A 22,477-nucleotide genomic window follows, 5' to 3' on the forward strand; every position below is an offset into this window, starting at 1 on the left:
TTTTCCCCCATCCCCGGCTTCAATGAACCGCGTTTTCCAGATAATCCTGTAAGGCCTCTTCCCAGGGCCGCATCACGTCAAGCCCTCTGAGTTTAAGGAGCTTGTTTTCCATGACCGAGCACCTCGGGCGCTCCGCCTTGGTCGGGTATTCGGCACTGCTTACGGGCTCAACCTTGACCGTCTTGCCCGTAAGTTCAAAAATCTTTCGGGCAAATTCGTACCAGCTGCAGCTCCCGTTGTTGGAAGCGTGATACACTCCATAGAAATCTGTCTGCATCAGCTTCTCGATCACCCAGACTAAATCTTTAGTATAGGTGGGGGTGCCGTACTGATCCGCAACCACGCTGAGCTTGTCCCGCTCGTCGGCGAGTTTCAACATCGTCTTCACAAAGTTGTGACCCTCGCCGTAGAGCCAGGAGGTCCGGAGGATAAAGGACTCCCCGCCCACGGCTTCGACGAGTTTTTCCCCCCAGAGTTTGCTTTTGCCGTAGACCGAGAGCGGGTGAGGGGAATCGAACTCTTCGTAAGGCGCGCTCTTCGTCCCATCGAAGATGTAATCTGTGCTGATATGCACGAATTTAGCCCCCACCCGTTTGCAGGCGATGGCCACGTTTTGAGCCCCTATGGCGTTAACCTGAAAAGCCGTAAGCTCCTCTTCCTCCGCTTTTTCCACGTTCGTGTAAGCGGCCGTATTGATGACCACTGACGGGTTAATCTCCGAGATACGGTCTTTGACGGACGGATAGTCGGTGATATCCAGGCCCGGCGCGTCTAGATCATAGCATCCCTGAAACTGCTGTCTGATTTCCCGGCCCAGCTGACCGCTCGCACCCATAACCATCACTTTCACGTTCACGCTCACCCCTTCTCTAAAACTCTCGCGCCGCATGTGAGACGCTAAGCGCCGAGTCCGTGCTTAGATCCCGAGGTATTCCTTTCATCGGTGGGCAGGAATTATCGTCAAGAAGACCAATGGGGCTTTCTAATCTGCCTTAAGACGATGATCATAACCAACGCCGCAGCTGAATCCAGCATGACATCCTGCACCGCAGGAGTCCGGCCCGGCACAAAGATTTGATGGAACTCGTCAGAAGCGGCATATAGGGTTGCCAGTCCATAAGAAAGGAGCGCACGCTTGCCCGTGGCGTAGAACAAGAGTAATGCCAACACCGCATAGACCGTGACGTGCGCTGCCTTACGGACAACGAAATCCAGAGAACCTAAGTCCCTCTTGGGCACATGGGTAGACTGTTCAATAACGGTTCCTGTGTTTTTGGCTGTAAAGACGGGGAATGCCGTGAAGCCAAAGATAACAACGCACCCTATGATGACAAGTATCCACCGGGTCTTTTGCGAAAATATGTCGAGCACCCCCCTGTAGTAATACAGGTTATCGTATACCTGCTGAGCCACGGACATTCATTCCTTCACTCTGACCCAATACTCCCACCGCATATTTCCCCATCGCCTCATACCCTTGAAGCGAAGGGTATTTGCCGTCGCTAGACATGCCCTTGAGATATTCTCCCTTGCTATTGAACAGGACTGTGGCGAAATCCAGGGTCTGGAGCTTCTCTTCTTTGGCGTAGTGGCTAATCCAGTCCCGCAGTGTCTTGATGCTCAGCTGGAACCCCGGATAAGGCAGAGGGAGTGCCAAGATGGGGATGATGTGATGAGCCCGCGCCCGCGCGACCATGGTCTTGATGGCATTCTGAGAATCTGTTTCACTGACTCGCTTGATTACATCTCCGTCTCCGACAAAGATGATGACCCGGCCTGGCTTGGCCGCTACGACATCCTGGCTAAAATGCGCGAGTACATCCTGAGAGGTCTGACCGACCTTGCCTTGGTTGGTGACTGGGACTCCGAGGTGATCCGCTATCCATTTTGGCCAGGAGTACCCTGGACCGACTGGGTTGCCATAGGTGAACGAGTCACCCACAGTCACAATCTTCGTGTTCGTGAGTTGAGGCGCGGTCGTTTGTCCTTGGGTTTCAGTCTGAGGTTCGGATTGGGTCTGTGTCCGATTAAGGGTCGGCTGAGCAGCCTGCGAGGATGTTTGCGTCGGTTGACTTGCCGCTGTTTGGCCGGACAGATCCTTCGCCGCCACGGGATTGCCACTGCGCTTGGCCCCCGAATTGGTTCGGAGATAGAGTGCAATTATAACCACAACCGCGATTACAAAGGTTACTCCGACAATACGTATCTCTACATGTTTCCTGCGCATTTCGTTCCTCCCACGACGCTGACGCGTTACATCCCTACAAGGGCAACGCTCAGATTATTTCAACGCCCACATTATGAGTGGGCAGGTATTATACTCAAGAAGACCGATGGGGCTTTCTAATCTGCCTTAAGACGATCTGTAATGCGCCCTATTTTAAGACGAAAAAACGCTAGAGCCTATTTATTTGAAGGCTTTGGCCAAGTTAATCAATCGCGCTGTGTTGCAATTTAATTGTCAGAATACTTTCCCGTTGTGTGGGGGACTGACCCCGGCACAATTCCGACGGGACGGAGGAATTGTGGTCGAGCAGGTGTTGGCGAAAACCTGGCCTGACGACATGATGATGGGCAATCCCGTTTTATTATACAACCTGACGGCGGTCACGACACGATCCATGCTGGAGCCACTGAGGTTTCCCCTGCCCTCTACGTCCGGAGTGTCTAACGTGGCCCCGCCGCCAAGCACGATTAGAACGTCTCCGTTTAAGGCAGTCGGAGGATTGAATCGGCTTTCCAAACTGCGCATTAAGAGTGAACTGACAATATCCGTTGAGCAAGCATAGAGGATGAAGGTCGTTGCGAGCAAAATGATCGCTACGGTTCGCTCACGCTTGCGCAGCCACCAGGCTAAGAGAAATTTATAGAGATTTATGATGTTCCTAGATACAGAAAAAGCCCGTGATTAAAAATCAGTGGCTTTAAAGAGGGCAATCACGCCGAGAAGTATACTGAACGTCATGAATCTGTTGTTGTACTAAACCGTCTGCCGGATGACAGTCTGTCTATATGGGGATTCAATCTTTTCCATGGGGGCCAAAATTGTCTTGGGGAGAGAAACCAATCCGGATAGCTTATCGAATTCGTTCAAATTAGCCGGTAAAATCCCCAAAATGGGTAAGCTCCCCCCTCCCCAGAAGGGGCAGTTTAAATTAATCTTCAGTTCCGGGAGATTCATGGACTGGCGGGAGCGTGTTTGGGAAAAACAAGCGCCACCACGTCAAGACTTCCACAGGCAGGGCAAGACTTCGCGTGTTTCTTAAGGTCCGGGATCGAGGGCCCGCTTCCAGTAAGACGTCTGCATTTTGAAAGCAAGGTATGGATATTCCGGCTGCAAAGGATGCCATAATGCCGGATCTTGATAAATCGATCTGGGAGGACATGCAGAAGAAACCTTCGGGTAAACTCGGCCGCATCCAGGGTCATCACTTTCGATTTACCGTTGTCTTTATAATCCTTCCAGGCAAAACGGACAGAATGGCCGTCAAAGGACAGAATTCTAGAATTGCTAATCGCGACCCTGTGGGTATAACGGCCAAGATAGCGAACGACGTGCCCTGGAGACTTGAAGGGCTTCTTAGAAAAGACAACCCAGGGGGTGCGATACAGTGGATCGATCAGGGAAAGGAAGTGACTTGGGAAGGCAAGTTGGGCAGTCTCATTAAAGAAGACCAATTCCCTCTTGTCGTAGGCCTGTTTGAGAAGGTAAAGAAACTTACCTCTGAACTTGTTAGAAATGACTTTTACAGGGATGAAGAATTTCTTGCGGGAATAGACAAAGCGAAGGCCGTCGTTAGCAAGGCCGCCGCCCGGAACAATACAGTGAACGTGAGGATGAAAGGATAGGTTCTGGCCCCAGGTATGAAGGACTGAAGTCACTCCGATCGTTGCGCCGAGGAATTTACGATCTTTAGCCAGTTCAGTGAGCGTCTGGCCGCTTGCATCAGGATAGAGTAGAGAAGCTTCTGATTCTGAAAAACGGGGGTATTCAGGGCCTGAGGGAGGGTAAACACGACGTGAAAATAGCCCACCGGCAAAAGTTTGGTCATCTGAGCTTCAACCCAGTCTTCTTGAACCGCGTGTTGGCATTTGGGACAATGCCGGTTACGACAGGAGTTGTAAGAAACATCCACGAAACCACACTCTGTGCAGACTTCGGCAGGGTAGCCGAGGAGTGAAGTTCGACAGTGACGAATCATGTTGAAAGCTTTGGCCTGAGCCGGAGACATGGCCTCAAGATGGACCTGATTAAAGATATCCTGCAGTTCAGGCATTGGGATCACGTCCGTCCAGAGGACTTCTTACGGAAGCCAGATGCTGAGTTGAGAGGTGAATGTCGTGAGCCGTCGTCGAGATATCGCTGTGCCCCAGAAGCATCTGAATCGTACGTAGATCCACACGTGATTCAAGAAGGTGGGTGGCAAAACTATGCCGCAGGGTATGGACCGTAGCGGGTTTGGCGATGCCGGCTTTCTTTTTGGCCCGTCGAAAACTTTGTTCGATACCACTGGCGGCCATGGGCTTCCCTAGAATCAGCCCAGGGAAAAGCAGGTCTGTGGGTCTATACAGTGGCCCGTAGCTTCTGAGCATTTTTAGATTTTCAAGGGACAGAACGGTTAATCGATCTTTGTTGCCCTTGCCACGATGGACCCGGATCATCATGTTCTTGGAATCAATGTCTGCAATACGGAGATTCAGGGTTTCAGAAATACGTAGGCCGGAAGAGTAGGTGGTCAAGAGAATAACCCGGTGCTTCGGATTAGCCACGCGATCAAGGATAGAGAGAATCTCGGTCTTAGACAAAACAGAGGGAAGCTTTTTAGGTCTTTTGGGCCGCACGATCACGTCGTCCGACCCGCCATAGTGGAGGACCTTGTTGAAAAAGAGTTTAAAATCGTTGCAGGAGATGTTAATATTACTGTAGCTAAGACCGGATTTGATGCGGACATGGAGATACGCTTTGAGTTCATCTGGTGAGACCTGGGGCGCCGACTTGTCAAAATGCTTTTCCAGCATCCTTAAATGACAGAGATAATGTTTGAGGGTGTTTGGGGAAAGGCCACGAAGCTCCATTTCGAACTTCATCTGTTGGAGATGGGAAGAAAGCGTTTGAGAGTTTTGGGGCATGATCATCATCCTTTCTAAGTCAAATTTGGGGACTAAGAAGGCATCGTGTCTCAAATTAAAATAGTGGGCTATTGGCTAATCCTTAGCCGCCGCGCAGCGGTTTAGTACAATAAGATGAGAATGAATAACTCGCTTTCGACAGTCCGTAGACACGGGAAGTGCCTCAAACCCTTATGGCATCTGGGCTTCAGGCACTTGTGGATAACGTACCGTGTACCTACACTTTTTGTCCCTTGGGAAGCGAAATATCCCATATTCTCGGGGGTTCCGGCAATTTGAGTGCTGAAAAAATACCCGTTTGCTCTTGGGTTAATTCTGTCCTTTGAAAGACTTTCCCGTCCGTCGATTCCCACTCGACGAGATAAATTTTCTCCAGTTCGAAACGAAGGTTGGCCCAGGTTTGTTGAGTCTCTACTTCTGCCAGGCGTACCAGGAGCAAAGCCAGCCAACACAGCAGGACATGGGCACAGATCCGATCGTCTTTTCGGTGGTAAACAGGCCGTAGCTCCAGAGTCGTTTTGAGCGTGCGAAAAGCCCGCTCCACTTCCCAAAGCTGTTTGAAGCCCAAGGTGATATCCTCTATGGAGAGGGTGTCATCCGAGGTGCGGATAAGGTATTTCCCGTCCAACCTTTCCGCGGCTTTGACCGCTTTCTGGTTAATCCTAAGGTTGCCTTTAGCATCGATTTGCAAATATCGCTTGTAGACGATATGGCTGTAGAGGGCACAGTGTGCTTTGGTGTGCGCTTCTCCGTCCAGCTCCTTCAGCTTCGCGAGCTTCTGCTTCAGCTTCTCCAGGTGCTTGGTGCGGGTATGGGCATCACGCTTGGCTTCCGCAGGGTTACGGACCAGAACGTAGCGGATGCGGGCCTCACCGTGGCCGACAACGACTTCTTTCGCCTCCAGATTCTCTTGAAGCGTGCGAAACCTTCCGGGATGGGAGAGGGCCTCCTCGACTTCGGGCTTACCGGCTCTAAGACGTTCTCCAGCGATGTAGTGGCCCCCGGTCCTTTGCAGAATCCGCAAGTTTTCCTCGGAGGAAAAACCCCTATCCATCACACTCACGACCCGCCCCAACTTCCAACCCGCCAGATCCCGCTTGACTTCCGGGATAACCGACATATCGGAGGTATTGCCGGGCCAGACCCAAGAGCGAATCGGGATCCCGTCCCGTGTGACCGCCAGGCCGATCACAATTTGGGGCAAATCGGGCCGGCTGTCCTTTGAGTGACCCAGCGCCTTTAAGTCCTGTTCCTCATCGTCCCACGCGTCCATTTCAAAGTAAGTCGAGATGGTATCGAAGAACAGGAGATCGACTTCAAGATGGAACAAGTCCGCTACGGCATAAAACACCTCTCGCTCAACGTCTTCCTGGGATTCCAAGAGGAAATCCATCGCGCGATAGCAGTGCTGAACCTCCACGTTCGCAAGGCCGGGAATGACTACCTTTTCGGGCACCCATTTCTCCAATTGCAGCTTGCTCAAAGGTGCCAAAGCCCGGTTAGCCACCATCGCGAACAGAGCGCGTTCCACCTCCGTGCGATACTCGCGCTCTTTCAAGCGGCGCTTCAAAATGCTATCGATTCCGAGTTTCCGCCAGAGCTGATCCAGAAACCAGGCACCGCCCAGCGGGCGACAGGAGAGGAGCTCCGGTTTCGGGGCCTCCACCGGATCGAGCGGTTCCCCGAGGAAACGCCGGATACTGCGTTCCAGCCGGCGAAGGGACTCCATATCCAACCGATCCAAACGTCCGAAATTAAAAAGGACATTCGCCTGCGGAGAGCCGGTTTCCGGATTACGAACGTTATGAGCTAACTGAACGTACTTAACCACACTATTATCTTTGTTCTTACGAGACGTCACACGTATATACATGCCTACATTTTACCACAAGTCAGACATACCTTCAAGTATTAATAAGGGCTATCCACAGCTTATCCACATAATCGTGTGCCTACACATTTTCACTGTTTTTGCCTGTGGATAAGCCCTGAAACCCGCATGAATAAAGGCATCCATTTTTTAACGGATGCCTAAATCCACGAAAAACTGTCGAAGCCGAGAATAACCCTGGGGGCAACAGCATGTTATAACCTGATTTCAGGATATCTAGAAACAAAAACAACACTCCCATTATTTCATCAGTGGGCTGAAATTATAGTCAAGAAGACCGACGGAGCTTCCTAATCTGCGTTAACACGATCTGTAATGTGCCCTATTTTACGGACGAAAAAACGCTGGAGCCTATTTATTTGAAGGCTTTGGCCAAGTTAATCAATCGCGCCGTGTTGCAATTTAATTGTCAGAGTACTTTCCCGTTGTGTGGGGGACTGACCCCGGCACAATTCCGACGGGGCGGAGGAATTGTGGTCGAGCACTTTTCGAAGATGTTTGGACTTAAGAGCTTAAACGGGTATATGGATAATGGGAAGTGGGTAAACTGACAATTACATATGGTGCGGTTCACCTTAATGTATTAGGTAAAGATTTAAACTTTCCGTTAACTGTATACTTAGACCTTCAACTCTTCTGTATGCTAAAAGCCCCATCTCAAGATTGTAATCCAGGTTCTTCCTTAACTCTGCTTCTATATGTACTGTATTTCTATATTCATATAATTTGATTAGGTCTTCTCTTAATTGTGAATCAATAAGTTTTAAATGATAACAAGAATTTACCTTTTGGTCATATCGTATTTTTGTTTTATCAATTGGCTTTTTTTCTTTATAATAAATTAATATCTCTTTCCCATCATGAACAAGTTCTTTTTGCAATTTTTCTTTTTGATATTTTGGTATCATAATTTGTGTAAGTCTTTCTTGATAAAGTAGTTCACGCACAGGGTCTTGATCTACTAATAGTTCAAACAAAATATAGTTAATAACTGCTTCTTGTATAGAAACATACATAATCACTTGAGTTTTTATTTGAGCTAATAATAATTCGCCTTCTGCTTGTAGTCCCTCAAAAATTTTATAGATAACTCGACTATTTTTATACTCTACAATTAATCTTTCTCGCAAATTCGCGTCTTTGATAAATGGATAAAAATTCTTATCATACCAATCTTTACTTGGCAAATGTCCATAGACATATTCCCGTATTTTATCGTGTATTTCATTTATAAATGGCATAAATTAGTCCCCCTCTTATAGTTTTTATACAAATATTTACTCCCTGCCATGACGGCTTAGATTAATGCGACCGATTATTACTTAACATTCTTCCGTAGCGTATAATATATTCATAATTGGCTAATTAGATTCCCCTGAAAAACTGCTAATTCGAAGAAATCTCTGCCAGAGATATCCAACCCAACTCGCATGAATAAAGGGTTTAGCAACGGAGGCATTGGCTGGATGTTATAAAATAGGGACTTTTTCAGGGGAATCTAATTACGGGAACACGTTGTTAAGTGAAGATGGTCGAACCCCATATTAAGGATCCGCAGGACGGCGCTCCCTTGAAGAATACCATCCTTATAATGACTTCACCAATATATTTGATAAAAATAGTTAGGACAAATCATCTTATAACTTTTTGTCAAATTACACTCATCACATAGTAACTGAAAATTTGTTGAGTCGTTTGATCCACCTTTTTCGAGAGGCACTACGTGGTCAAAATGAGCACCTTTATCATCAACGATATTTAATAATCCGGTCAAATCCTTGCCACAATGTTGACATTTTCCTCTGTCCCGGAAATAAATTGCCTTTTTCAGCCAAACTGTACATCTTCTTATATGACCACTTTCATCAAAAACGTCCGATGTAATATTCTTTTGATTCATATATGCTGATAGAAAGAAGTTAAATTGAAATAGAACTAACAATAAATAAAATGTTGCAGTAACAACACTGCCTTCAATATTTTCGAATAGCCCAATTATTTCATCGCAAATCTCTCTAAATCCTTGAGTATATTTAGAGTCGTTTTTTAAATTTGAATCTTCAAATTCCTTATTAAGTTTTAATAAATTTTCGGGATAATCTTTTACACTTATATTATATTCATTTAATACTTTGACTTTAGCATCTAAAAATACCTTAATAAATTCAAGCTCTAAATCTTCAATAATTGAATCAACAAAATAATATCTCTCATTTTTTAAATAATTTATAAAATAGACTCTAATAAATTCATGTAACAAAGTATTCTTGTCTGGTTTTAGAAGTTTAGCTGAATTCTCCTCAATCATATATTTAATAAAATCATCTGCCTCAATCGCATCTATCCAAAGCATGGTGTTTAGATTACTTTCAACATCATCTGAATTAAACAGACTAATCATCTTATCAGCAATAGAGAACGCGAAGTGCATATCTATACGTTTTATTTTATTTTCTGGCATGCTTAAATCCTCTCTTGCGAAATTCCCGCGCATAAAGGCGCGGCCTTTCAGTGATTCGGCTAACGTCCCGCGTATTCCTGAAGTCTGCTTATTATTTTCATGTTCTCTCAGATTTTATGAAAACGCTGTTATCCGTTGCCACGATAAAGACTTTCTTAAAGCAAGTTTTTAAAAAATAAGTAGCAACTATGTGCTCCTTAGTTGATTAAGCTACTTGCATATTCGTTTAGCAACACGGCCCGTTTTTCAACAAAATCCTCGTATTGCCTACCTCCCCCTCAACGCCTGGCCCAAAATCGCCGAACGCCTGGCCGCTTTGGCCGCTTCATACTGGCTTTTAATCACTCCCACTTCATCCGTCGGCAGACCGTCGGAGACCAGTTCGGAGTGCAGGGAGCCCATGATGCTGTAGAAGCGATTATCCACATTAGCCTCTAAAAGATTTCCTGCCTGGATATATTTCTGGGCCAGGGCCGCACGGTTAAGGGTACCGGCCGCTTTGTCCTCCCGGTACTCCTGAACAGCCGCCGCGTACAACGTATCCAAGCGGCTGAGGGCTACGTTTTGCAAAGAACGGATTTCCGGCTGATACTGCCCGACGACCCCGGCCTCTGTGAGCGACGGGGCTCCACTCCCGAGAGACGAATTGGGATTTCCCCCGGACGTACCTCCCGGTACACCACCGCTGGGGTCATGGCTCCCCGAGCCGGTACTCGCTGACAAACCCCCCGATGAACCTCGGGACGAGTCGAAAGGCACAGTGGACCCAGGTGCTCCGGGATCCGCACCGCCCGGCTTCACCCCTGCTCCCTGCCCGGTCACTCCAGTCCCCTGCCCGGCCACGCCCCCGGAAGCAGCGGAATTCTTCCCCCCGGCGCTATCCGGAAACGTGTTGAAGAAGTTCGCTCCGAACTGGTGATAGAGCTGCTGCTTCACTTTGGGGTTAACCCGGAAAAAGGTATTGTATCCCCAAAGTCCCACAACGGCTAAGACCACAACGATCACACTTGTCAGTATCAGAAGTTTCTTTTTCATCGTCTTTTCCACCCATTCTCCTTGGTCCTTAGGAACGCAGCACAAAGAAACCAATGACAACCGCCGCAACCAGCACGATGGTCAGAGTAATTATAACCTCCTGACGACTGGGCTTTTGCAAAAAAGCACCTTTAAAAGCTTTCCACGGCATCCGTTTCACCTCCGCCCAAGACGACCCTATCCCATTTTCCCGGTCCTTAAGGGGGTTGAAAACCCACGCCGCTTGTAGAGTCTGACGGCAAAGTAGGTTGTGATCCCAAGCCCGATGATTTCAGAGATGTAGATGTAGGGATCCGTCATCAGGCCTTGAAATTCCGAGTAAACCCAAGCCATCTTGGCCGCCGGAACGGCTCCGTTCGTCTGTTGACTCAGCTGTGTGCTGATGAACGGCCAAAACCAGATACGCGGCAACATCCACATGCGGTCGAACACTTCGTGTAACATACTCGCTCCGGCCAACACCAGCCAGCCCAGCTTATCATACCGGTACAACCGATATAACCCTATCCCCGTGAGAAGTAGGACAAAAGCTAAGGTGTGGGCATAGACCCTCCCGCTCTCAAATGTACTCTGAAACAGGACTCTCCCGATGGGTTTATCGATAAGGTCCGGAAGGAGTGAACCGACCCCCACCAGCCGATAATCCAGCCTTTTTTCGCCGGTAACCTTTTCGACCCCCCGGCCGCCAAGGTCGTAAAACCCACATGACCAAAAATGAACATCTTTTATCCTTTCGTGCCTTGGGTGACTTCGGAACCTTGGCGTTGACTTATACTTCGACCGCATATTTCCCCTCGCCTCGTACCCAGCCCCCATCCGCCGCCCCCCGCTCGGACGCTCACGACCTCAGCAGCGTACCTTCGGCCAGGTCCGTCGTTTGTCCTTGGGTTTCAGTCTGAGGTTCGGATTGGGTCTGTGTCTGTGTCCGATTAAGGGTCGGCTGAGCAGCCTGCGAGGATATTTGCGTCGGTTGACTTGACACTGTTTGGCCGGACAGATTCTTCGCCGCCACGGGATTGCCACTGCGCTTGGACCCCCAATTGGTCCGAAGATAGAGTGCGATTATAGCCACAACCGCTATTACAAAGGTTACTCCGACAATACGTATCTCTACATGTTTCCTGCGCATTTCGTTCCTCCCACGACGCTGACGTGTTACATCCCTACAAGGGCAACGCTCAGATTATTTCAACGCCCACTTTATGAGTGGGCAGGACTTATCGTCAAGAAGACCGATGGGGCTTTCTAATCTGCCTTAAGACGATCAGTAATGCGCCCTATTTTACGGACGAAAAAACGCTGGAGCCTACTTATTTGAAGGCTTTGGCCAAGTTAATCAATCGCGCTGTGTTGCAATTTCATTGTCAGAATACTTTCCCGTTGTGTGGGGGACTGACCCCGGCACAATTCCGACGGGACGAAGGAATTGTGGTCGAGTATAAAGAAATCCAGCTGTTGCCCAGTCCCTTCCTAGAGGACTCCGGCGTATAATGGTAATTGACACCCAGTATAAACCGTGCTCCCGGTTTTGGCTTAAGGCAGCTATTAAAAGGCCATAATTCATAAACGGCGCCCAGCAATCTTTTTCCCGAGGCGGTAGTACCAAGTTACAATCCTGGACTTTCATATAAACTTCCATTCAGGAAGGTCACGGGCCATTTGAACCGCCCACACCGCACGTCCCCCGAAAACAAAGAATCATTTCTCGGCCGTATCCAGGATCTCGCCACGGAATTTATGGTCTAATCGAGGATGGGAAGTTAGCCTCATGCATCAATCAACACTCAAGTTAGGTCACGGATTTGCGGCTTCTAAATCAGATCCCCTCACTTCAAATACCTCAGCTTTGGGCTTTTTGTTGCAGGCAACGCACAGGGGAACGATGTACCAGCTCCTATCGGTTGAACTCACCTTTTGAACATGGGCCCCAACTTCCGCCCTCGAAGAGCAATCATCGCAGGAGCAGATCCCGAACCGCCTTCTTTTCTTGCTCTCCCACCACTCTTTCCATGAGGAGTACCCACCGGGAGGCGTGTTATCCCCAGTTCCATTTAGGTTCTTCACCTTCACCATTTATCCCTCTCCTCTCAAATTCACGATAATTGAATTGCATGAGGAACTTCCCATCATCTTCATCTATCCTAAAGGTATATCCCGCCAGCACCACGGTTCCAAATCATGCAGCGTTTACCCGGTCTTATCGCAGTCAGCACGGCTTATCTGCCTACGTATTGCCGCTCAAAACACCCGGCTAGCCTCCACCCAGAACCTCAACCGCACATTTTCCCATCGCCTCATACCCCTGAAGTGAGGGATACTTGCCGTCACCCGACTTACCCTTTAGATAGATTCCTTTGCTATCAAAGAGAACTTGGGCAAAATCCAGAGTCCGGATGTTCTCTTCTTTAGCGTAGGCGCTCACCCAAGCTTGAGACCCGTAACTCGCCCCCGGTGGCCGGTTACGTAGGGTCCGTAACCGGCCTTGGCTCCATTCGATCTGTCGGCTTTTTTCCAGCCTCGGTCTGCCCGAGTGCTCCGGTGCCCGGAAGCGACCGCTCCGAATTGAAGAGTTCATTGGTACGCAACGACGGTTTTAGTTAATTTGCCTTGAATAACTCGTCAAACCTATTGACCTTGACCTGCATCGCATGGTCCCTGCCACCACCAACGGATATTCTATAGGCGTGCTCACCCTTTTTCCGGCTGATAGTCATAGATTGCTTCCCAAGATCGATAATTTCTTTTATTTCGTCTCTCGTCAGAGCCGCAACTTCGCTTTCCGCCAGCCCCGCCACGGCGCACATAAGTGCCACAACAAGGTTCCTACCCTGGTCAATGTATCCGGTTATCTCGTCTATATCCTTCTCAGTCAGCCTAAAAACCCAACTGTTGTAGTCCTCCGCCTTTACGTCACTCTTGTCAGTCCGATACTTAATAAACAATCTAAATTCACCGTTGTCGGTCGTAAAATCATACACTTGCCGATCCTCATCGCCCTCCACCAGAGCAGGGTGAATGTGCCTGTTTAACAGTATTGAAAGTACCGCTCCATAATAAAAATCCGACACTTTTACCTTTGACATTGAATACAGCTCCTCCCTCTTATAAGAACCACGGTCCACCTCACATAGCCTCTCCCAGTTCGTGCCTTACTCACCGCTGCTCATCCTTCGTGTTAATCACCGCCCCAAACACACCGCTATCCTCCGCCCAAGAGTTCAACCGCGTATTTCCCCATGGCCTCATAGCCCTGCAGCGAAGGATATTTTCCATCATTCGACATGCCCTTGAGGTAAACCCCTTTACTGTCAAAGAGAACTTTAGCAAAATCCAGGGTCTGGATGTTCCCTTCCTTGGCATAACCTCTGAGCCAATCCTGCATGGCCTTAATCCGCTGCCCCAGCCCGGGATAAGGCAGAGGGAGCGCTAAGATCGGGATAATGTGATTAGCCCGCGCCCTCTCTACCATCGCTTCGACCGCGTTTTGATAGTCCGCCTCGCTCACCCGCTGAATGGCATCCCCATCTCCGACAAAAATGATGACTCGCCCGGGCTTTTGCGCCACCACATCCGGGTCAAAGTGCGCAAGCACGTCCTGAGAAGTCTGACCGACTCTGCCTTCGTTGATGACCGGGATTCCGAGATGACTGCCTACCCAATGGGGCCAGGAGTTCCCGGGTCCCACCGGGTTTCCGTACGTGAAGGAGTCTCCCACGGTTACGATCTTGGAGTTGAGGGGTTGAGGCGTGCCCTCGTTCCTGTGATCCTGTGCTGGTGTCAGGTCTTGGTTCGGCTGGGTATGCTGCGTCACAGCAGCCGCCGACTCGCTCGCTTTAAGTTGTCCCGTCGCGACAGGACTGCCGCTAGGCTGCTTGTGCCCCTCATTCGCCCGAAGATCCAACACGATGATAACCATAACCGCCATCATGAGGGCAAACACGACGATTCGGATGTCCGGGTGCTTTTTACGCATACTCTCCCCCCCACGTTTGCTGGCTGAGTCGGTTATGTACATAGGCACGGCGGAAATTTGGCGAGGCCCTAAGAGCCCGGCCGGCAGTGAATAGCCCGGCGTTATCTGCCGCCTCATCTACACTTGACTCGTAATATTTCAAAAAGCTTTTCCCTTTGAGAGAACAGCCCAGACCCTGTAAGCTTCCCCCATGGTGTTTGATGTCTTCTTGCCCCGTAGTGAACCAAGTCTGCGAGTCGGGCTGCAGGTGATACCATTACCTGCATGTTGTGTGAGGCCATGGCAAACGCCAATAAAACATTGACATAAGCATTGCCTAATACAACGTCCGCAAGCGCCAGGGCCAATAAAGAAAGAGTATTAATGTAATAGTATTTCAGATCGAACTTACAGAACAGGGGCCTCAGCCTTAGACTTCCATCGCCCTCTTATGCGTGTAGACCACGGAACCCCGCACCAACTTCCCTGGATGAAGGAACTCGGCGTGAGCTGCTTTCCCAACTATTGTCCTTCTTCCAATCGACTCGTAGACAACACCTTGCCCTTTCATCTGATTAAGGTCATAACAATTTCTGCCGTCCAGCACGATCGGATTTTTCATCAATTGCGCGAACTTTGACACGTCAAATTGCTTTATTACGCCCCATTCAGTAAAAATGAAGCAAATGTCGGCGTCCGTAATAGTCTCTTCAATGCTCTCGCAATACTCAACCTCCGTAGGAAATACCTTCCTGTAGTTAGGCTCGCCGATAGGGTCAAAAGCCTTAACATGCGCACCGTCATCCAACAGTATTGGTATGTTTTGCAATGAAGGAGCATCTCGCAAGTCGTCCGTGTTGGGCTTAAACGTCAGTCCAAGTACCGCAACATTTAGCCCGTAAAAACTGTCATAATACTTTTGTGATTTCTTAATCAGCTTAAGCTTTTGGTTTTCGTTGACTTCAATTGCCGCCTTAATCGTCTTTATCTCGTAATCGTGGAAATTTGCTAACCAGTGCAAAGCCTTGGTGTCCTTGGGAAAGCATGACCCTCCATAGCCGATCCCGGCCTGCAGAAAGCTACCTCCGATCCGCGGGTCTAATCCCATTCCATAGGCAACGTCATTGATGTTGGCATCAACCAGCTCACAAAGATTTGCGATCTCATTAATGTAGGATATCTTAAGAGCCAGAAAATCATTGGATGCGTATTTAATCATTTCTGCACTTTTTCTATCCGTAAGGATCATTTCCTGGTCAAAGCCCCGATAAACTTCCCTAAGTACCCGTTCGGCTTCCTCCGATTCCACCCCAACGACAATGCGTGATGCGTTCAGGGTGTTCTTGACCGCTGTGCCCTGAGACAGAAACTCAGGATTAGCAGTAACCTCAGCATTGACCCGGTGACACAGGTTGTCGTTAACAATCTTTGCAATCTTGTCACCCGTGCCGATTGGAACCGTTGATTTTATGACGATGACGGTGTCCCGCTCAATGCTTTTCGCTATCTGGATAGCCGCCTGGAACACGTAGGATAGGTTGGCTGACCCGTCCTTTTTTTCCGGCGTACCAACCGCAATTATCGTCACCTCGGAGTTTTTGTAGGCTGCCCTGTAATCGGTCGTGAAGGTTAGCCTGTCTCTATTTTTGGCAATTAGTTCCTCCACCCCCTCTTCAAAAACAGGTGACCGTCCTAGATTCAACCAGGCTATCTTGTTCTCATCAGTATCCACACATACTACGTTATGCCCTTTTTCCGCAAGACAAACTCCGGTTACCAAGCCAACATACCCTGTACCCGCGATAGCTATCCTCATTCCTATCACACCCCTAATAATCTTTTTGCATGCTTCTTTATTCGCATTACCGTGTGATCAAAGCCCGTTCCAAACTGATCTCGGAAAACTTGTCCGATTCTTTGATCTAAGTCTAAGCGTTCAAACGAACATTTGCTGGCATCCTTTCCAATAGTTGCATCGAATTCTGACGTCGTTCCGCTGTGGGTACCAGAGCCGTCTAAGCCAATGTTCTTTATCCTGGAAACGACTGGGTAAACGGTTAGCATGTCAAGCTTTGACTGCGCATAGCACCAGCGAATTGCCCAAGAGTCTATCCTACCCTGCATTTGTAAGTCTAGCATGTCGGCCATGTCGCGCCCGCCCCGGTTTAGCCTGCGGCGCAGGTCTCGACTCTTCCTGAATTGCGGATAGTCCGACACCTCCCAATCCACTCGATCCCATCTGTCCCTCCATGTCGCCCAGCCCCAGCTCGATCCTCTATATGATAGATACAGGTCACTTCTGTAGTCCTTGGGAAATATCATTTTGGATGAATTTGTGTATCCGCTAATGGACCATATTCTCCTGTCTGATTCATAGTAACCCAGCGCGCCGTTCATGTACTTGAGAAAATCCGGAGCAGACACCAAATCATCCTCGACGACAATTGCTCTACCGTAATTTCCGATTATCTCTGTTACGCCCGAAATGACCGAATTGGCAAGGCCCTTATTGAACTCAGCTTTAACGATCTTCACTGATTTGAAGAGCTTTCTCCTCGGCAGGGAATCAATGTACTCTCTCACGGCCGCCACACTTTCTACCGCTTTTTCATTTTTAGGTGCGTCTGAGTATATATGGACCTGTGTCTCATCTGCCAAGTCGTTTTTTGCTAGAGATTCGATAGTTCGTATAGTGTGTTCCGGCCTTGCGTAAACGAAAACGATCACCGGAGCATGTAACCAGTTTAAGTTAGACATATTGGTGACACCTCCTCTGTTAGTTAAAGATAGTCCCTGAGCCTGATTAGTCGCTTAATCGAAAGTGCCTTGATTATCATCAACAGTGAAAGTCTTGTGTCTTTGAATAGCCCCAGCACCGCCACGTTGATTATTTGTGCGGCCAATGTCGCAAAAGCTGCACCGTACCCTCCAAATCTCGGAATCAGGATGAGATTGAGAATTACATTGACTACTAATGCCGAAGATGTATATATCAGCGTGTATCTCTGCAAGCCTTCACGCAGAAGCCAGAGGGAGCGTGCGGAACCCAGCATGGCAAATGTTCCGGCCCATACGCTAATTGACAAGATACTGGCAGCCTTCATATACGCTGCCCCGTACAATATGCCTATAATCGCTCTTGAGAACAATAGTATTAGTACCCCAAAACCTATTCCCGACCACGCGACTATGGTATAGAGAGCTTGTACTGAAGAGTTATAACCTGCCTCATCTGTACTCTTTCTTCTCATGATCACTGGATTGAAGGATGTTATGATGGCCATCGGAACAAAATACCACATCTGCGCCACTCGAACGGCTGCCGAGTAAATACCTAGTTCAATTTTGCTCGGCAGCATTGCTCCCAGCATAACCTGGTCAATGCGCATGTATAAAGTCACCATGAGCCCAGACAAGATGAGATACCAGCTTTGGGACAATAGGCCTTTGGCGTAGCTAAGGCTTATTCGCCACGATGAATCCGTTTCTCTGATTTTTCTATAGACAATGAAAAGGGCAATTCCGATGATCAACGCATCCAGCATATAGACTAACGCATAAGTAACTAAGGTTCCCTTGAAAACAATCATGGCCATTTTTAACAACGCATCAACAACGTTCACACCCATCCTAATCAGGGCTGAGAACTTAGCTCTCTGATAAGCCTGAAGCCAATACTCGATGACCTCAGAAGCCTTAAAAATCATCGTTAAAGACATAATCAATACCAAGATGTGAAGGTGTTGGTCATTTGGCTCGGTGAGCTTGATAATGGACATAGCCAATCCTGTTAGCAAAACACCCCCACACAAGCGCAGCAAGAGGCTAGTGCCTAGAATTGTGCCGTCATCGAAGGTGTCATCCGCAATGGCTTTCACGGTCAGTATTTCCATGCCTAACGTCGAGACCGCAGTGAACAGTCCTACGAATGCGTTGGCGAAACTATACTGTCCATACTTTTCCGGACCGAAATAACGTGCCACGAAAGCAATTACGACTACACCAATAACCATGTTGAATACTTGCTGGCTTACCAACCAGTTGGCATTCTTGACTGTCCTGTTAACAACTCCATTCCCAGCTATAAATTCCCCCAGCTTCAAATATTGCCTCTTCATGTTTTCTATCGGGTTACTCAAAATTCTATCAGTCCTGTCCCATAAAATACTCTCGGAACGCCCGGTCTCCTCTCCGTCTCGGGCCCGCCTGGTTCGTCAACTATCCAAAGAAAGTATATCCCTGTAGATGGAAGTCAACCTTCGAGTATTTTCTGTTCGGTCATACGTTTTCCCGGCGCGCTGCTTCGCCTTACTCGACATTTCCAGCGCAAGTTGGTCATCCGCAAAAATCTCACACACATAATGCGCCAACATGTATGAAGCGTCCGCCTGATAGAGGAAACCCTCTTTCCGGTGTGTCAGCATATCCGGGACCCCGCCCACGTGAGAGACCACACAGGGCACACCAAGGGCCATGGCTTCACCAAGGGAGTTGGGCGAGTTCTCAATGCTTGACGGAGAAACAAACACGTGGGCCTGCAAATAACGGGTGCACATTTGTTGCTCATCGAGGAGTCCAGTAAATGACACTTTATGCTGAAGGTTATATCTCTTGGTGAGCTCCTTAATGTACTTCCCATAAGACGACGTTTTGAGCTTGTCTCTCAGTGTCTCTGCCCTGGTTACATCCTGCCCACCCACATAGAGCTTCGCATCGGGGAAACGCTCAAGTATTAATGGCATTGCTTCCAGCATAAAATGGAGGCCTTTAATAGGATAGGAGCCCTGGCTGACGAAAATTGCATACCTCTCGCAGCGGTTGATATCCCAGGTATGCTTATAAAATTCTTCTCTGAGAATTTCATTGCAGAAGTGGTACTGCGCGGCCGGGTTAATTTGAGAGACGCAGGCCTTATCCCATGTCGTACGACCTATGACGTGTCTGACCTTTCGCAATGCTTCTATTTCATGCTTCCCCCGCTTTGCGAACTTACTTTGCTGTTGCTTTAGATTATCCTGCTTCAAAAAGTCCCTGAAAGTAAAGCGATTTTGAACGAACGAGGGCAAGTTGGTCATATAGTGCTTAGCATACACAGACACGAGTCCTTGAATTGATATTACGACGTCTATGTCCTGGTCTATGCAGACGTTTACCATAGCCAGTGAATGCGCGTATTCGGTGCCGAAAATGTGGACAATGTCGGGCTTGACCCGGCCAATTATCTTCTCAAGTTGTCGCTCACCGCTTCGATCACTTAGCTGTGCGAGAGATACTGACGGAATGGCATAAAAGTCTATTGCTGCACCCCGCAGCGCTAAAGCGTCTTTCAATCCCGTTTTTGGGAAACCAATTGACAGTTCTATACCAGGCTGTCTGACCAGTAATGCTGATGCATTTACGAGCCATCCTCCGAAAGGTGTGGCTCCCTCGTTCAGCAGCAGACTTACTTCAGGCAGTGCTACATTCACGAGCCAAGATACCTTCATAGCGGATCCTCCTCAAGCGGGACTGCCAGTGGCTGCCTCGAGACGCACACGGGCGGATTGGCATCCCCCTTGCTAAGAGAACTTATAATACCCGAAATAAAGCAAAAGCCGCAAAAAAACAGAACGTTCGCCTCCATAACGGGCTCGACCATAAAAGTTAGAAAAAAGCCACAAAGTATAGCAGTTAGTAAGTATTTCAGGTAGGACGATAGGTCTTGGTTCCTAAGTATCTTGAAGTATCCCCTTATTGTCCGCAAAGAAAAGACCAGAAGCAAAAGAAACGGGAATACGCCTGTTGTCCATCCAACGTCCAGCCAGAGGTTGTGTGCATAGTCTAGGTTTAGCCGTGCTTGTTTTCCACCAAGCGGGTAGGAAAACATCCCTTTGAATGCCTCCCCCCATGCGGTAAATCTTGGATCATTGGTTAGGCTCATGCCAGTCAAACGCTGAAATGCGCTTGATTCCAGCCACATCGTCTTCAGGTTAAATAGATTAATATTGAATAGAAATATTAATGCAATGGCAATAAAGATATATAGCGACGCTGTTTTGACGTTTTTCCTCGCGGAATTCAGTCTCATCTGTATTACGTACACGGAGACCACGGATAATACTGCGACTATTAGCCCTGTCCTATCTGCAAATGCCAAGGACGCATATAAAGAAAGCAGAAAGATCAATGCGTTTAAGCCCTTCAAAAGAATGTTCGTCGTCTTTATAAATAAGACACCTGATAAGGCAATCCCTAGGCTAACATAAATGCCTACACCTGTTGCCGATATTTTGGTATCTCCAAACAATGGATTTAATCCAACGCGAGAATTGAAGCCGTCGAATGTGCTGCCGTAAAAATGTGTGGTGTAGAGAACGGTTGAAATCCCTACTATTGCAAAACCTATAATAACAACGTAGAAAAAATACATTATCCTTTTTTTCTCTTTAATCCTCCCAACAAATATTAAGCCAAAAATGTATAGTATTAAAGGATACGTTAGATAGTCCACAAACGTTTTATTATTAATAAATTGATAACTAAGTTGTAGAATTGAGGTCAATAAGTCAAATGAAAGCAGCACCCAAAACCCGATGTCGTTTAGAATGGCGTTGGTAATTCTTTTGTTAGGTATCATTGCAACGATATATACCGACAAAACCATTAAGCCGAGTATTCCCCTGTGAAACGGATTTAAGAAAATAAAGGCTGACACCAATAGAAAGAATGATGTGTACTTGGGAACGGCGTTTCCTTCTAACCGCATAATATCCCCTTTCTAACGCAATCTACCCATTAATTGTTTCAATTAGCTCTATAATCCTTTTTCCTTGCACAGCACAGTTTCTCTTCTCTATCACAAATTCCCGCGCCTTACGCCCAAACTCATCCAGCTCAGCCTTCGGTTTCTTACAGATCTCTACTATACTGTTTGCGACATCGCTTGGTTGATTCCCACCAATATAATACAAACAGGGATCGTACTCGTCAGGCATTCCTTCCAATTTATACATAAGTACGGGCCTTCCAGAAAGCATATACTCCATGGTCTTTGACGGAAAAGAGTATTTAGTATATTCCTCATCATTGGTTCTTGGATTTATTAGCACTGTAGCCCTTCGTTGCAATTTGCGAATCTCTTTTTGAGATACAAAACCAAAATACCTTATCCGACTATCGCGCTTGCTCGCATCAACAATAGTCTTCTCCGCTTCTCCGGATCCGCAAATCCACAGCTCATAGTTTTCTCCACGTATCAGGCTGAATCCGTTTATTAGGTTCATAATCCCATATACAAAATTTAGGGTCCCTGTATATAGGACTGTTTTCTTGTCACTGCTGCCAGCGCCGTAATCGGCACAACGCTCAACGTCTACAAGACCTTCCACAACGATGTATGGTTTCTTTCCGACATTCAAGGGCTTTCTCATCTGCTCGGTCAATATTACAAAGCTATCGATCCGTTTCAATAAGGCGTAGATCAGTTTATTATTAATTGTTCTCAAAAGCTTCTTTATCCGGCTATTCGAGGATGCTAGATCGTAAAATTCCGGGAGATCAGTTACAACCAAGGTGACATTCACCCCGTCTGGCACGTGTCTTACAGCGTATAGGAACGGCAGATAGGTCGAGTAGACTATGATGCTTTTTTTGTCACCGTTGACAGTGGAAAGCCATCTTCTAACAGCCCTTTCACTCGCTATGGCTCTCATGGCTTGTTTAAGGACAGGGAGATTAATGCAACCTATTTCCAAATCTTTTGCTCCCTCTGAGTGCGTCCATCGTTCCCCTGGTAGAAGAGCATCCTTAAAATATCTAGGATAGGTACCGACGGGAAGAACGTTGACAATGTCCACTGGTCTGGAAAGATTCCTTTCGAGACCCTTTATTAGGTTCCATTGGAAGATATTTACCGCTGCCGGCAGACCTATTCTGCTTTTCCGCATCAGGGCCTCTTCTTCCTTCTCATTGAACAAGCATCCCAGAAACAGCACTTCCATGACAGTTAATCTCCCTGCTTCTTCTCACG

General features: G+C 47.8%; 22 protein-coding genes and 1 pseudogene. 1 reads left to right on the forward strand and 22 read right to left on the reverse strand.

Annotated features, from left to right (window positions below; genetic code table 11):
* Window positions 1-19: 19 nt before the first annotated feature.
* The 3 genes from rfbD to MNU25_RS18345 form a co-directional block, all read right to left on the reverse strand.
* Window positions 20-856, reverse strand: coding sequence for a dTDP-4-dehydrorhamnose reductase (gene rfbD / locus MNU25_RS18335; RefSeq protein ID WP_240986385.1), 837 nt, complete (start codon window positions 854-856; stop codon window positions 20-22).
* Window positions 857-960: 104 nt separating this feature from the next.
* Complete coding sequence (locus tag MNU25_RS18340; protein ID WP_240986386.1) at window positions 961-1,413, reverse strand: VanZ family protein; 453 nt, start codon at window positions 1,411-1,413, stop codon at window positions 961-963.
* Entirely contained in the window at window positions 1,391-2,227 is an 837-nt protein-coding gene (locus MNU25_RS18345; protein WP_240986387.1) for a GDSL-type esterase/lipase family protein, read from the reverse strand. The genes MNU25_RS18340 and MNU25_RS18345 overlap by 23 nt, the downstream gene beginning before the upstream one ends.
* Window positions 2,228-2,525: 298 nt before the next feature.
* Between MNU25_RS18345 and MNU25_RS18350 the strand changes: the two genes are divergently transcribed.
* A complete protein-coding gene (locus MNU25_RS18350; protein WP_240986388.1) occupies window positions 2,526-2,789 on the forward strand; it encodes a hypothetical protein in 264 nt (87 codons plus the stop codon).
* A gap of 388 nt (window positions 2,790-3,177) precedes the next feature.
* Here MNU25_RS18350 and MNU25_RS20715 read toward each other — a convergent pair.
* The 19 genes and pseudogenes from MNU25_RS20715 to MNU25_RS18450 form a co-directional block, all read right to left on the reverse strand.
* Window positions 3,178-4,277, reverse strand: a pseudogene (locus tag MNU25_RS20715) (IS91 family transposase).
* Window positions 4,270-5,130 (reverse strand): tyrosine-type recombinase/integrase, encoded by an 861-nt coding sequence (locus MNU25_RS18365; protein ID WP_240986391.1) that lies wholly within the window; start codon window positions 5,128-5,130, stop codon window positions 4,270-4,272. Before MNU25_RS18365 ends, MNU25_RS20715 begins: the two are co-directional and overlap by 8 nt.
* A 217-nt stretch (window positions 5,131-5,347) precedes the next feature.
* A complete protein-coding gene (locus MNU25_RS18370) occupies window positions 5,348-7,003 on the reverse strand; it encodes an IS1634 family transposase (protein ID WP_240986392.1) in 1,656 nt (551 codons plus the stop codon).
* Between the two features lie 593 nt (window positions 7,004-7,596).
* A complete protein-coding gene (locus MNU25_RS18375) occupies window positions 7,597-8,262 on the reverse strand; it encodes a hypothetical protein (protein ID WP_240986393.1) in 666 nt (221 codons plus the stop codon).
* A 356-nt stretch (window positions 8,263-8,618) separates the two neighbouring features.
* Complete coding sequence (locus tag MNU25_RS18380) at window positions 8,619-9,482, reverse strand: HNH endonuclease (protein ID WP_240986394.1); 864 nt, start codon at window positions 9,480-9,482, stop codon at window positions 8,619-8,621.
* Between the two features lie 267 nt (window positions 9,483-9,749).
* Entirely contained in the window at window positions 9,750-10,517 is a 768-nt protein-coding gene (locus MNU25_RS18385) for a hypothetical protein (RefSeq protein WP_240986395.1), read from the reverse strand.
* A 28-nt stretch (window positions 10,518-10,545) separates the two neighbouring features.
* Entirely contained in the window at window positions 10,546-10,668 is a 123-nt protein-coding gene (locus MNU25_RS18390; protein ID WP_240986396.1) for a preprotein translocase subunit SecE, read from the reverse strand.
* A 26-nt stretch (window positions 10,669-10,694) separates the two neighbouring features.
* Window positions 10,695-11,333 (reverse strand): metal-dependent hydrolase, encoded by a 639-nt coding sequence (locus MNU25_RS18395; protein ID WP_240986397.1) that lies wholly within the window; start codon window positions 11,331-11,333, stop codon window positions 10,695-10,697.
* 22 nt (window positions 11,334-11,355) lie between these two features.
* Window positions 11,356-11,646 carry a hypothetical protein gene (locus MNU25_RS18400; RefSeq protein WP_240986398.1) on the reverse strand — a complete coding sequence of 97 codons (291 nt, stop codon included), beginning with the start codon at window positions 11,644-11,646 and terminating at the stop codon, window positions 11,356-11,358.
* Window positions 11,647-12,311: 665 nt separating this feature from the next.
* Window positions 12,312-12,590, reverse strand: a complete 279-nt coding sequence (locus MNU25_RS18405; protein WP_240986399.1) for a hypothetical protein — start codon at window positions 12,588-12,590, stop codon at window positions 12,312-12,314.
* A gap of 178 nt (window positions 12,591-12,768) precedes the next feature.
* Window positions 12,769-12,939, reverse strand: a complete 171-nt coding sequence (locus tag MNU25_RS18410; RefSeq protein WP_240986400.1) for an SGNH/GDSL hydrolase family protein — start codon at window positions 12,937-12,939, stop codon at window positions 12,769-12,771.
* 175 nt (window positions 12,940-13,114) lie between these two features.
* A complete protein-coding gene (locus MNU25_RS18415; protein ID WP_240986401.1) occupies window positions 13,115-13,600 on the reverse strand; it encodes a hypothetical protein in 486 nt (161 codons plus the stop codon).
* Between the two features lie 116 nt (window positions 13,601-13,716).
* The gene (locus MNU25_RS18420) at window positions 13,717-14,490 is read right to left on the reverse strand and encodes a GDSL-type esterase/lipase family protein (RefSeq protein ID WP_240986402.1); all 774 of its coding nucleotides are present in this window, start codon (window positions 14,488-14,490) and stop codon (window positions 13,717-13,719) included.
* Window positions 14,491-14,899: 409 nt separating this feature from the next.
* A complete protein-coding gene (locus MNU25_RS18425; RefSeq protein ID WP_240986403.1) occupies window positions 14,900-16,285 on the reverse strand; it encodes a UDP-glucose dehydrogenase family protein in 1,386 nt (461 codons plus the stop codon).
* A 5-nt stretch (window positions 16,286-16,290) separates the two neighbouring features.
* Window positions 16,291-17,226 (reverse strand): glycosyltransferase family 2 protein, encoded by a 936-nt coding sequence (locus tag MNU25_RS18430; protein WP_240986404.1) that lies wholly within the window; start codon window positions 17,224-17,226, stop codon window positions 16,291-16,293.
* 23 nt (window positions 17,227-17,249) lie between these two features.
* A complete protein-coding gene (locus tag MNU25_RS18435; protein WP_240986405.1) occupies window positions 17,250-18,572 on the reverse strand; it encodes a flippase in 1,323 nt (440 codons plus the stop codon).
* A 111-nt stretch (window positions 18,573-18,683) separates the two neighbouring features.
* Window positions 18,684-19,955, reverse strand: coding sequence for a glycosyltransferase family 4 protein (locus tag MNU25_RS18440; RefSeq protein ID WP_240986406.1), 1,272 nt, complete (start codon window positions 19,953-19,955; stop codon window positions 18,684-18,686).
* Complete coding sequence (locus tag MNU25_RS18445; protein ID WP_240986407.1) at window positions 19,952-21,214, reverse strand: O-antigen ligase family protein; 1,263 nt, start codon at window positions 21,212-21,214, stop codon at window positions 19,952-19,954. The genes MNU25_RS18440 and MNU25_RS18445 overlap by 4 nt, the downstream gene beginning before the upstream one ends.
* A 22-nt stretch (window positions 21,215-21,236) precedes the next feature.
* On the reverse strand, window positions 21,237-22,448 hold the full coding sequence (locus tag MNU25_RS18450; protein WP_240986408.1) for a glycosyltransferase family 4 protein: 1,212 nt from the start codon (window positions 22,446-22,448) through the stop codon (window positions 21,237-21,239).
* Window positions 22,449-22,477 lie beyond the last annotated feature (29 nt).

The sequence above is a fragment of the Acididesulfobacillus acetoxydans genome (genome assembly GCF_902729405.1).
Classification (GTDB): Bacteria; Bacillota; Desulfitobacteriia; order Desulfitobacteriales; family Desulfitobacteriaceae; genus Acididesulfobacillus; species Acididesulfobacillus acetoxydans.

Bases quoted from the DNA above. Each gene is read 5' to 3' on its own strand.
- MNU25_RS18425 (WP_240986403.1), bottom strand. From the start codon at position 16,285: ATGAGGATAGCTATCGCGGGTACAGGGTATGTTGGCTTGGTAACCGGA.
- MNU25_RS18390 (WP_240986396.1), bottom strand. From the start codon at position 10,668: ATGCCGTGGAAAGCTTTTAAAGGTGCTTTTTTGCAAAAGCCCAGTCGT.
- MNU25_RS18415 (WP_240986401.1), bottom strand. From the start codon at position 13,600: ATGTCAAAGGTAAAAGTGTCGGATTTTTATTATGGAGCGGTACTTTCA.
- MNU25_RS18365 (WP_240986391.1), bottom strand. From the start codon at position 5,130: ATGCCCCAAAACTCTCAAACGCTTTCTTCCCATCTCCAACAGATGAAG.
- MNU25_RS18375 (WP_240986393.1), bottom strand. From the start codon at position 8,262: ATGCCATTTATAAATGAAATACACGATAAAATACGGGAATATGTCTAT.
- MNU25_RS18380 (WP_240986394.1), bottom strand. From the start codon at position 9,482: ATGCCAGAAAATAAAATAAAACGTATAGATATGCACTTCGCGTTCTCT.
- MNU25_RS18345 (WP_240986387.1), bottom strand. From the start codon at position 2,227: ATGCGCAGGAAACATGTAGAGATACGTATTGTCGGAGTAACCTTTGTA.
- MNU25_RS18395 (WP_240986397.1), bottom strand. From the start codon at position 11,333: ATGGGGGCTGGGTACGAGGCGAGGGGAAATATGCGGTCGAAGTATAAG.
- MNU25_RS18405 (WP_240986399.1), bottom strand. From the start codon at position 12,590: ATGGTGAAGGTGAAGAACCTAAATGGAACTGGGGATAACACGCCTCCC.
- MNU25_RS18400 (WP_240986398.1), bottom strand. From the start codon at position 11,646: ATGCGCAGGAAACATGTAGAGATACGTATTGTCGGAGTAACCTTTGTA.
- MNU25_RS18440 (WP_240986406.1), bottom strand. From the start codon at position 19,955: ATGAAGGTATCTTGGCTCGTGAATGTAGCACTGCCTGAAGTAAGTCTG.
- MNU25_RS18430 (WP_240986404.1), bottom strand. From the start codon at position 17,226: ATGTCTAACTTAAACTGGTTACATGCTCCGGTGATCGTTTTCGTTTAC.
- MNU25_RS18445 (WP_240986407.1), bottom strand. From the start codon at position 21,214: ATGCGGTTAGAAGGAAACGCCGTTCCCAAGTACACATCATTCTTTCTA.
- MNU25_RS18450 (WP_240986408.1), bottom strand. From the start codon at position 22,448: ATGGAAGTGCTGTTTCTGGGATGCTTGTTCAATGAGAAGGAAGAAGAG.
- MNU25_RS18385 (WP_240986395.1), bottom strand. From the start codon at position 10,517: ATGAAAAAGAAACTTCTGATACTGACAAGTGTGATCGTTGTGGTCTTA.
- MNU25_RS18370 (WP_240986392.1), bottom strand. From the start codon at position 7,003: ATGTATATACGTGTGACGTCTCGTAAGAACAAAGATAATAGTGTGGTT.
- MNU25_RS18420 (WP_240986402.1), bottom strand. From the start codon at position 14,490: ATGCGTAAAAAGCACCCGGACATCCGAATCGTCGTGTTTGCCCTCATG.